Origin of the sequence: Bacteriovorax sp. DB6_IX (assembly GCF_000447775.1) — a bacterium.
Classification (GTDB): domain Bacteria; phylum Bdellovibrionota; class Bacteriovoracia; order Bacteriovoracales; family Bacteriovoracaceae; genus Halobacteriovorax_A.
The window spans coordinates 1-5,267 of the sequence record NZ_AUNJ01000084.1; the positions used below are offsets into that span (position 1 = coordinate 1).

Annotated in this window: 7 protein-coding genes; 4 read left to right on the top strand and 3 right to left on the bottom strand. The window is 35.4% G+C overall.

The genetic code is table 11. The features are described from left to right. Positions 1 to 35 precede the first annotated feature (35 nt). Genes M901_RS18315 through M901_RS02625 form a run of 3 tightly spaced genes read right to left on the bottom strand, consistent with a single transcriptional unit; the run spans position 36 to position 2,510 of the window. Positions 36 to 176 (bottom strand): 50S ribosomal protein L11 methyltransferase, encoded by a 141-nt coding sequence (locus M901_RS18315; RefSeq protein ID WP_369793745.1) that lies wholly within the window; start codon positions 174 to 176, stop codon positions 36 to 38. 29 nt (positions 177 to 205) lie between these two features. Next, positions 206 to 1,009: a 50S ribosomal protein L11 methyltransferase gene (locus M901_RS16130; protein WP_021276608.1), complete on the bottom strand. Its 804-nt coding sequence runs from the start codon at positions 1,007 to 1,009 to the stop codon at positions 206 to 208. After that, the gene (locus tag M901_RS02625; protein ID WP_021276611.1) at positions 990 to 2,510 is read right to left on the bottom strand and encodes an ABC transporter substrate-binding protein; all 1,521 of its coding nucleotides are present in this window, start codon (positions 2,508 to 2,510) and stop codon (positions 990 to 992) included. Before M901_RS02625 ends, M901_RS16130 begins: the two co-directional genes overlap by 20 nt. 137 nt (positions 2,511 to 2,647) lie before the next feature. On the opposite strand from M901_RS02625, the gene udk reads away from it, so the two are divergent. Genes udk through M901_RS17370 form a run of 4 tightly spaced genes read left to right on the top strand, consistent with a single transcriptional unit; the run spans position 2,648 to position 5,199 of the window. Beyond that, on the top strand, positions 2,648 to 3,313 hold the full coding sequence (udk, locus tag M901_RS02630; RefSeq protein ID WP_021276612.1) for a uridine kinase: 666 nt from the start codon (positions 2,648 to 2,650) through the stop codon (positions 3,311 to 3,313). Next, positions 3,303 to 3,842, top strand: a complete 540-nt coding sequence (locus M901_RS02635) for an MBL fold metallo-hydrolase (RefSeq protein WP_021276609.1) — start codon at positions 3,303 to 3,305, stop codon at positions 3,840 to 3,842. The genes udk and M901_RS02635 overlap by 11 nt, the downstream gene beginning before the upstream one ends. Before the next feature lie 40 nt (positions 3,843 to 3,882). Continuing rightward, the gene (locus tag M901_RS02640) at positions 3,883 to 4,917 is read left to right on the top strand and encodes an MBL fold metallo-hydrolase (RefSeq protein ID WP_021276610.1); all 1,035 of its coding nucleotides are present in this window, start codon (positions 3,883 to 3,885) and stop codon (positions 4,915 to 4,917) included. Between the two features lie 18 nt (positions 4,918 to 4,935). After that, complete coding sequence (locus tag M901_RS17370; RefSeq protein WP_157679783.1) at positions 4,936 to 5,199, top strand: hypothetical protein; 264 nt, start codon at positions 4,936 to 4,938, stop codon at positions 5,197 to 5,199. Positions 5,200 to 5,267: the final 68 nt, after the last annotated feature.

Below are 5,267 nucleotides of genomic sequence, written 5' to 3' on the forward strand. Positions count from 1 at the left end.
TTCAGGTATTGAATCTTCTCTTAGATATATTGCTCTCATGACATCTTTAAAAGTATCGCCGACCAGTCTCCTTTAGAAACTGTTTCAATATGTTCTAATACTGAATATTGCTCTAAAATATTTTCAACTTGGTGATTCAAAATCCCAGATAATACCAAGTAAGATCCACTTGTCATCGAGTCTAGTAGCAAAGGCTTTTCCGAGATTAGGACATGCTCCAAAATATTCGCAAATCTAATTCATATTTCTCACCAGGCTCAAATCTATTTCGACTCGCAAGTACATGACCATTGAGTTCTTCTTCATGAAAGTTTAACTTAAGGTTTACTAGGCAGTTATCTAGAGCTGCAGGATCAATATCAATAAAGTCTACCTGCATATTCTTTTTCTTTATCGCACCAATCCCAAGGATTCCTGATCCACACCCAAAATCTAGGCAAAGACCATTTTCAGAAAGATTTTCTTTGATTGATTCAAAAAGCTTAAGACATAGAAAAGTTGTCTCATGCTCTCCAGTTCCAAATCCCATTCCAGGATTAATATAAATATCTTCTCGTTGTTCTTTGTGACCTTCTTTTTTATACCACTCAGGAACAACTCTTAAATTTTCCGTTACCTCAATTGGTGCATAGTGCTTTTTCCACTCTTCATTCCAATCAGAGAATTCATTCTTATCAATAGACTTTTGCAAAGCCGCCTCATTTTCATCTAGATATGAAAAGAAGTCCTCGGCTCTTTTTAGATCACCATTGAAAAAGTAGTACTTGTAGTTAAGTTCTTTTGTGGCCTTCGTTTGTTCTTCAACTTCGTGAATCACTTCAACCGGAATATCTCCACCAGAGTAAGCTCTCTCTCCTAGTAAGTCATCTACCGTTTGCTCATCGAGACAAAATTCCTCTATTCCATCGACATGAAAAGAGTTCAGTGCAACGTCATTAATCTCGTCTGCTTTACTCTCACTATTAAAACAAACTGTTACTATAAAAAACTCACCTACTTCTACAGACATCTTCAATATTCCTTAAGGCCAACATATTTCCATTCGGGTACATACCCTCTACTTTCAAGCACTTATTCATAACCCAAATGACACTTGGATGCCAGAGGTTTATATAAGCATAGTCACTATTTACAACATCGATGGCCTTTCTATAAACAGCATTTCTTTCACTTCTATCTTTAATACCTTCTGCCCTATCCAATAAGGCATCTAACTCACTGTTAACATAATGAATTCTATTAGCACCCTTCGGTGGAAGATTTTCACTATGAAATGCAAACTTGAGCATATCTGGCCCAGTGAACCCGACCCATTTTCCAACGAAAAGGTCATACTCACCTCTTTTTAGCCCTCTTAAGAAAGTTCCCCACTCCTGTACTACAAGATTGATCTCAATTCCAAAATCCTCATAACTGCGTTTAATAATCTCAACAAGCTCAAGGATGAATTTATTATTAGTACATTTCCACAAAAGTTTTACAGGTTCGCCTTGTGGAGTCTTCCACTTTCCATTGCTCTTCTTGTAACCTGCCTTAAACATTAATGACTCTGCTAGTTCAGGGTTAAAAGCATCCTCAAACTTATTTGTATAGAGTTCTTTAAACGGCTTCGAGAAAAGACCTGTTGATACCGTCGCATTCTCCTTGAACTTATGCTTGATAATCTTTGCTCTTGGAATTAACAAACTTAGGGCCCTTCTAAATTCCTTCGACTTAAAAACCTCTTTCTTATGATTCATTCCAATATAATTGTAATTAGTTCCTGAAACCTTTTGGACATTAACCTTTCCCATTTTCTCAAGATAACCGATTTTACGTGGAGACATATTTGCAATAGAAAGATCAACTTCACCATTTATAAGCTTCAAAGATAGTGTTGTTTCATCTTTCACTACGACAAAATCAAGGTCCTTAAGTTTTGGACTCAGTGACTTCAATGAGATATTCAAGCTAGTCATCTCACCATACTTATATTCACCGGCACCAATAATATCACCAACTTCAACTTTATTATCCTTAGAGTATTTCTCGAAGTTTGGGATTTTAACTATTTTCAATAGAACGAGGTTTGGAAGGTGGTCTAGCCCATAACTCTTATAGACAAGTTCCACTTTATTCTTATCTAGAATTTTAACATCTTTAATATTTCCAAAGGCAAATCGAAAAATTGATTTAATTTTCTCTGTTTCTGTGAAGTACTTCCACGAGGTTTTTATATCATTAGCAGTAATTTTTGAGCCATCCCAAAACTTCAAATCATCGCGCAATTCAAAAACTATACTGTACTTATCTTCCGTTCTAATTTCTTTAAAGCTCTTGCACAGGCGACATACTGTATTCATATCAACATCAAAATCTACTAATGATGTATGAACTAGCCTATTGATATTTTGCGAGTTTGCATCTGTTGAAAAGAAAGGGCTGAGATTACTAGGTGAAGATGAAAGAGCTATTTTATAAGCAAACGCTGTTTGCCAAAGAGTAATAAAAAGAAATATCCAAATCTTCATTAATAAGCTCCCAAAATCACGTAAATTTATTAGATTAAGTCTCTGTAATTATTATAAGAGTATCACTACCTTTCTTTGTTGAAAACGCTTTGTGTGATATCTTGACCTATCTAGTCATTATAATTTTTGAGGTCAATATGAAGATAATTGGAATCGCAGGTGGATCAGGTTCAGGAAAGACGACTTTTGCTAAGAAAGTCATTGCTCAGCTTCCATCTGACAAAGTTAGTATTCTTCATATGGATTCATATTACCTTCAGGATCAAGACGAAGATATTTTTACTCTATCTGGGCAACCAAACTTCGATCATCCGAAAGCTTTTGACTGGGAATTACTTAGAACTCATATTCATAACTTAAAAAATGGTAATCCAATTGAAGTACCTATTTATGATTTTGTTACTGGAAATAGATTAAAAGAGACGACTCCCATCAAACCAACTCCTGTCATCTTATTTGAAGGTATTTTCACTCTATTTGATAGTGAGATCAGAAAAATGCTGGATATCAAATCATTCTTACATGTTGATGCTGATATAAGATTTACAAGAAGGTTAAACCGAGATGTTCAAGAAAGAGGAAGATCATTAGAAAGTGTAACGAATCAGTACTATGAAACAGTACGCCCAATGTATCAAAAATTTCTAGCACCTCAACAGCAGTATGCTGATTTCATTGTTGGTGAAGAAACAGATATTGCAGCCTCGATCCTAGCTGCTAGAATAGAAGAACTTATAAATGAATCAGAATCTTATGAAAGACTGCTGATCAAAAATCAGGATCATGTTCTTAATGAAAGATAAACTCAATATCACACCTCTTGGCGGTGTTGGACAGATAGGCTCAAACTGTACTCTTGTACAATCTGAAGATGAAAATATTCTAATTGATTGTGGAATACTTTTTCCCTATGAAGACTTCTTCGATATCAATTATCTTATTCCCGATTTAAGAGAGGTCGAGCATAAAATAAGTAAGATTATCATTACTCATGGCCATGAAGATCATATTGGAGCTATCCACCACTATATTGAGAAATTCCCAGAAGCTGAAATCTACGCTCCTCTATTTGCAAAGAAACTTATTGAAAATAAATTAGACTATAAGAGTCTCTCAAAGAAAATAAAACCGCTTAATAATAAAATTGAATTTGGAGCGGCGGCCATCACTCCAATTCATGTGAATCACTCTATTCCTGACACAAAAGGGTTAATGATTACACATGACAAACTTGATACTGCAGTTCTCTTTATTTCCGACTTCAAAGTTGATCTAAATAGTCCTTATGAAGCCCCAATAAATTTAGATCTCATTAAAGTATTTTTCAAGTAAATATAAACGAAGAGTTGCTCTCTTAGATTCCACAAATATTATGAGTAAGAATCTACATACTCCTTCTGAAGGATCTGTTTTAAAGGATCTTAAAGAAGAAATGGAGACAACAACAGGAACAACTTACATTACATCATTTGCTAGTAATATCCATCGTATTCAAACAATCTTAACAGCTGCAAGAGACTTAAACCGTTTTGTTATTCCATATGGTAGATCAATGCTTAAGTACATTGAGACTGCGGTTGAGATAGGAATACTCGATGACTTTGGAATCGTAAAAGATGCTGAAGATAAATCTATCAAAAGACAAAAAGTCGTTCTCCTATCTGGATCACAAGGTGAATTTAGAGGAACTGTTCGTCGTGTAGTTTCTCGTCAGGACAAGAAATTTAAGCTTAAAGAGGACGATAAATTTATTTTCTCAAGTAAGGCCATTCCTGGAAATGAGAAAAAGCTCGCCATGCTCTACAATGATATTATCGAACAGGGCGCACAACTTATAACGGCAAATGAAAAGCATATCCATGTTTCCGGCCACCCTGGTCGAGAAGATTTGAAAGTAGTTTATGAAAACTTTAAGCCGACTCATTCCTTCCCGATCCACGGAGAATCATTATTCCTCAAGGCCCATGTTGATTTTGTTTTAAATGAAAAGCTTAGTGAGAATAGTGAGATGATGCTTAATGGTGACTCAATTAATATCGCCAAAGAAATCAAGCTTAAGAAAACCCAAGATCAAATAGAACCTGTAATTTACCATGGTGCAGATATTATACTCGAGCGAGAACGTGTGTCAGAAAGACGAAAGTTAGCGACTCAAGGAAGTATTCTCGTAAGCTTCTCCAAAGAATCTGTTCAAAAATTCAAACCTAGCTGTGAAGTCACTCTTATGGGTCTACCTACGATTGTCGACAATGAAGTTAATGACTTCAAGATCTATGTCTCTCAGTTAATCAAAGACAATAAGAACAAAACACTTGATGAAAAGAAAGAAGAGATACGCATTGCAACACGTAGATTCTTCGGGGAAAGACTCGGTTATCGTCCCGTGGCCATTGTCCATATTTGTTAACTCGCTTATCATATAAGCATGGATACAAATAATTTACTTATCTACCTGTTGATCTTTGTCGTCATACTCCTGCTTGTCGTTGTAGGTGCCCTCACCTTCTTTATTTACATGCAGTATTCTAAAGAGAAGAATAATAGCTCATCAAAGACAACTGCCACACAAGCAGAAAAGCAATCTCTTAATATTAAAGAGATTCTAGAAGAGTCTAAACTTCAAAGTGAAAAGACAGTTGGATTGTGCTCAATTTGTGAAAAGACACTTATTGAAAGTACTCATTACTGAAATAGATAACCTACATTTCTGTAAGGATCATTTCAATCTCTACACGAAGAATGAATGGATTCCAATTA

Excerpts from the sequence above, each read along its gene's own strand:
- M901_RS02635 (WP_021276609.1), top strand. The coding sequence starts at position 3,303 with ATGAAAGATAAACTCAATATCACACCTCTTGGCGGTGTTGGACAGATA.
- M901_RS18315 (WP_369793745.1), bottom strand. The coding sequence starts at position 176 with ATGACAAGTGGATCTTACTTGGTATTATCTGGGATTTTGAATCACCAA.
- M901_RS17370 (WP_157679783.1), top strand. The coding sequence starts at position 4,936 with ATGGATACAAATAATTTACTTATCTACCTGTTGATCTTTGTCGTCATA.
- M901_RS02625 (WP_021276611.1), bottom strand. The coding sequence starts at position 2,510 with ATGAAGATTTGGATATTTCTTTTTATTACTCTTTGGCAAACAGCGTTT.
- M901_RS02640 (WP_021276610.1), top strand. The coding sequence starts at position 3,883 with ATGAGTAAGAATCTACATACTCCTTCTGAAGGATCTGTTTTAAAGGAT.
- M901_RS16130 (WP_021276608.1), bottom strand. The coding sequence starts at position 1,009 with ATGTCTGTAGAAGTAGGTGAGTTTTTTATAGTAACAGTTTGTTTTAAT.
- udk (WP_021276612.1), top strand. The coding sequence starts at position 2,648 with ATGAAGATAATTGGAATCGCAGGTGGATCAGGTTCAGGAAAGACGACT.